We start from the raw sequence: 4340 nt of genomic DNA, 5'->3' as shown, positions 1-4340 counted from the left end.
GGGGTACTCGTTATTCTAAATACAGTTGGAGGCGACGTAGAAGCTGGGTTGGCTATTTCTGAAATGCTTGCTTCTCTTTCTAAACCAACTGTTTCCCTAGTTTTAGGCGGAGGACATTCAATCGGTGTTCCGATAGCTGTGTCTTGTGATGTTTCTTATATTGCAGAAACAGCAACGATGACCATTCATCCAATACGGTTAACAGGACTTGTTATTGGTGTCCCACAAACATTTGAATACTTAGATAAAATGCAAGAGAGAGTCGTTAATTTTGTCACAAAGCATTCCAATATAACAGAAGAAGATTTTAAAGACCTTATGTTTGCAAAAGGGAATTTAACGAGAGATATTGGAACAAATGTAATCGGAATGGATGCAGTTACTTCTGGTCTTATAGATGCTGTGGGTGGAGTAGGAGATGCGATGAAAAAGCTGAATGAATTAATTGACGCGAATAAAGAACAGACTGAAGGGATTATTCAATGATTATGTATACGATGATGCCGGAAGAATTGATTTTTCCAATGAGTCAAGATATCTACGAAAAGCAACAAGTTATTCAATATAATGGAATCCCTCTATTAGTGGCTAAAAATGAAGCAAATGAATTGGAGGTAATTAGAGTGCTTAGCACCGATCCCAATCATTTTCTCCATACAGGCATGCAGCCAGGAACAAAAATTCCAAACATATAATCTGTTTTTCATAAACTATGGTATAATATAGGAATCAATAAAGAAGCAGCCTAAGGCTGCTTCTTTATTACAAATGATTATAAATATTAGGTGATATAAAAATGGCTAAAAGGAAAAAAAGAAAAAAAAGACAAAAACAAGCGCTTAAATTAACGATCCAATATGAACTTGCAGCCCTTGTCGTTATGGCATTGAGTCTTATCTCTATTCTACAACTTGGTGCTGTTGGAGCAACAATGGTTTCTTTTTTCCGTTTCTTCTTCGGAGAATGGTATATGCTGTGTCTGATTGGACTAATCGTATACGGTGGCTATTTAATGTGGAAACGCGAAAAACCTTATATGTTTAATACGAAATTAAATGGAATCTATTTAATTGTTAGTGCTATTTTGTTGCTCAGTCACGTGACATTGTTTAAATTGTTAGCCAGTCAAGGCGCTTTTACAAATCCAAGTGTCATTTATAATACATGGGAATTATTTTGGATGGAAGTAAATAAAGAGGCTACGAATATTGATTTAGGTGGTGGAATGATTGGTGCTGTATTATTTGCGCTATTCCATTATTTATTTGATACAGTTGGTACACAAATTATTAGTTTCATCGTCATTGTCATTGGTTTTATCTTACTTACAGGCAAGACTTTAAGTGGAGCCTTCAAAAAAGTATTATCAAGTATTTGGAATTTTATCCACGATCAATGGACTGCGTTTATTCAGGATATGAAGGATTGGAAAGAATCCATGCAAAAAAATAAGGAAAAACGCAAAGCGGATAAACAGGCGAGAAAAGAAAATAATAATCAGCGCGAGGAAAATCCAAATTCGCAGATTATTGTGAACAATCCACACGAAGAGGAAGAATCATACATACAAGAGCCGATTATTAACACATTTGCTGAAAGAGCGTACCAGAATGAAGCGATTCATGAAGAACCTGCTAGTGAGATAGAGGAGCCGGCTGATGAAGGAGATGTCGTTGTTCCAATAACCTTTACAGAGGTGGAAAATAAGGATTACGAGCTCCCTCCTTTAAAACTATTGAAGCTGCCAAGAAAGGCAGATCAAAGTGGGGAGTATGAACAAATTCATGCAAATGCCGCTAAATTAGAAAGAACCTTTCATAGCTTTGGTGTCAAAGCGAGAGTAACAGAAGTTCATTTAGGCCCAGCTGTAACAAAGTATGAAGTTCACCCAAGTGAAGGGGTAAAGGTAAGTAAAATTGTCAATTTAAGCGATGATTTAGCATTAGCATTAGCAGCGAAGGATATTCGTATTGAAGCTCCGATTCCTGGAAAATCAGCAATTGGGATAGAGGTACCGAACTCAGAAGTTGCCGTTGTATCGCTTAGAGAAGTATTGGAATCAAGTAAAAATGATAAACCAGATTCTAAGCTAATGATTGCGTTTGGGCGAGATATTACTGGAGAAGCAGTATGTGCTGAATTAAATAAAATGCCCCATTTACTTGTTGCAGGAGCAACAGGAAGCGGAAAATCTGTCTGTATTAACGGCATAATTACAAGCATTTTAATGAGAGCGAAGCCACATGAAGTAAAATTGATGATGATTGACCCGAAAATGGTGGAATTAAATGTGTATAATGGGGTACCTCATTTGCTTGCGCCAGTTGTAACGAATCCGAAAAAAGCATCGCAAGCATTGATGAAGGTAGTTAGTGAAATGGAGAGAAGATACGATTTATTTTCTCATACTGGAACAAGAAATATTGAAGGCTATAATGAATACATTAAACGCATCAATGCCGAAGAACAGGAAAAGCAGCCACTTCTTCCATTTATCGTTGTGATTGTGGACGAGCTTGCGGACTTAATGATGGTAGCATCCTCTGATGTAGAAGATGCTATTACAAGACTTGCTCAAATGGCTCGTGCAGCTGGTATCCATCTTATCATTGCAACACAACGTCCATCTGTTGATGTTATCACAGGAGTTATTAAAGCGAATATTCCATCTCGAATTGCATTCGCTGTATCCTCTCAGACCGACTCACGCACCATTTTAGATATGGGCGGAGCAGAAAAGCTACTTGGAAGAGGAGACATGCTATTCTTCCCTTATGGTGCAAGTAAGCCGGTTAGAGTGCAGGGTGCCTTCTTGTCAGATGAAGAGGTCGAAGAAGTAGTTGATTTCGTTATTGGACAGCAAAAGGCACAATACCAGGAAGAAATGATTCCAGATGAAATTGTCGAAGTTACAGGAGCTGTGGAAGACGGATTATATAATGACGCAGTGGAATTAATCGTTGAAATGCAAACGGCATCTGTTAGTATGCTGCAAAGAAGATTCCGTATCGGTTATACAAGAGCGGCAAGATTAATCGATGAAATGGAAGCTCGCGGCGTAGTCGGACCATATGAGGGGAGTAAACCGAGAAATGTCCTCATTCCAAAAGGCTCCGAAGAAATGAACATTCAGTAAAGAATACATTGTTAATTAGTATGGATTAATGATCATGATATCCATTTATGTAGAAAAAAATATGCTTCAATGAATGATAAAAAAGCATATTTTCCAAAGGGAACCTGAAATAGTATAACCTATTTCAGGTTCTTTTTTTATCGTATATTCGGAACAATCGTTCAAGTAGTAGGAGAAAATGAGGGAGAAATAACCATAATTTTTACAAGAATATACAAATGCAAACGGTTGATTTCCGAACAATTCATCATTTCAGTTTTTTTTCGACTAAATTCTTAAAACTCTATTTATTTATTAGGCAAAAAGTGTTATAGTATTTTCGATTAGTAGGAATGATTGAACATCAGAGGTCTGATGTCTTAGAAATGTGTGGAGGAACATCATATGCTAATTAAATCGGATACGAGACATTTATATTTGCAAGTAGTTGATCGTCTAAAGAAAGATATTGAGAAGGGAATATATAAAGAAAAAGAAAAATTCCCCTCCGAGTTCGAGCTTGCAAAGACTTTAGGTGTAAGTCGTGCGACTTTAAGAGAGGCACTACGTACATTAGAAGAAGAAAACGTGATTGTCAGAAGACATGGTGTTGGCACTTTTGTTAACAGTAAGCCGCTGTTTAATTCTGGCATTGAACAACTGAATAGTGTCACGAATATGATTATGCAGGCAGGGATGAATCCAGGCACCATATTTCTAAGCTCAAACACAATGTTTGCCACTGAAGAAGATACGACACGCTTCTCCACTTCGCAAGAGGAAGAACTACTCGTTATTGAAAGAGTTCGAACAGCTAATGGTGAACCGGTTGTTTACTGTATTGATAAACTGCCACAGAAAATCTTACCTGACCATTTTTCATACGATCAAGAATCGATTTTTCAATTCTTGGAATCGGATAGTCAAAGACATATTACATATGCTGTTGCACAAATCGAACCGATTGGATATCACGAGAAAGTATCTCCCATCCTGCAATGTGAACCAGAAACTGCTCTGCTTGTTTTAAAACAGATGCATTATGATGAGAAGGATGAGCCGATTCTTTATTCAGTAAATTACTTTCGATCAGATAAGTTTAGCTTTCAAGTTTTAAGGAAACGAATTTATTCGTAAAAGCTGGACAAACTAATCGCAAACGTTCTTTACTAAATAACAAAAAAATCTAGGGGGTACAAGCTTTGAAGAAGCGTAAATTTGGCTT

General features: G+C 37.1%; 4 protein-coding genes. All 4 read left to right on the top strand.

What is annotated here, in order from left to right; all coding sequences use genetic code 11:
- A partial coding sequence (locus tag RTL21_RS08115; RefSeq protein ID WP_312095106.1) for a ClpP family protease occupies nt 1-486 on the top strand: 486 nt, incomplete at its 5' end.
- Entirely contained in the window at nt 483-695 is a 213-nt protein-coding gene (locus RTL21_RS08110; protein WP_312095104.1) for a YlzJ-like family protein, read from the top strand. The genes RTL21_RS08115 and RTL21_RS08110, both read left to right, overlap by 4 nt.
- Before the next feature lie 101 nt (nt 696-796).
- On the top strand, nt 797-3136 hold the full coding sequence (locus RTL21_RS08105) for an FtsK/SpoIIIE family DNA translocase (protein WP_312095102.1): 2340 nt from the start codon (nt 797-799) through the stop codon (nt 3134-3136).
- A gap of 384 nt (nt 3137-3520) precedes the next feature.
- Nucleotides 3521-4252, top strand: coding sequence for a GntR family transcriptional regulator (locus RTL21_RS08100; RefSeq protein WP_312095100.1), 732 nt, complete (start codon nt 3521-3523; stop codon nt 4250-4252).
- Nucleotides 4253-4340: the final 88 nt, after the last annotated feature.

The sequence above is a fragment of the Niallia sp. genome, from assembly GCF_031978665.1.
Lineage (GTDB): Bacteria > Bacillota > Bacilli > Bacillales > Cytobacillaceae > Niallia.
This window is presented reverse-complemented; position numbering and strand designations above follow the sequence as displayed.

What these genes read in the sequence shown, in the direction of transcription:
- RTL21_RS08110 (WP_312095104.1), top strand. Translation starts at nt 483, where the DNA reads ATGATTATGTATACGATGATGCCGGAAGAATTGATTTTTCCAATGAGT.
- RTL21_RS08105 (WP_312095102.1), top strand. Translation starts at nt 797, where the DNA reads ATGGCTAAAAGGAAAAAAAGAAAAAAAAGACAAAAACAAGCGCTTAAA.
- RTL21_RS08100 (WP_312095100.1), top strand. Translation starts at nt 3,521, where the DNA reads ATGCTAATTAAATCGGATACGAGACATTTATATTTGCAAGTAGTTGAT.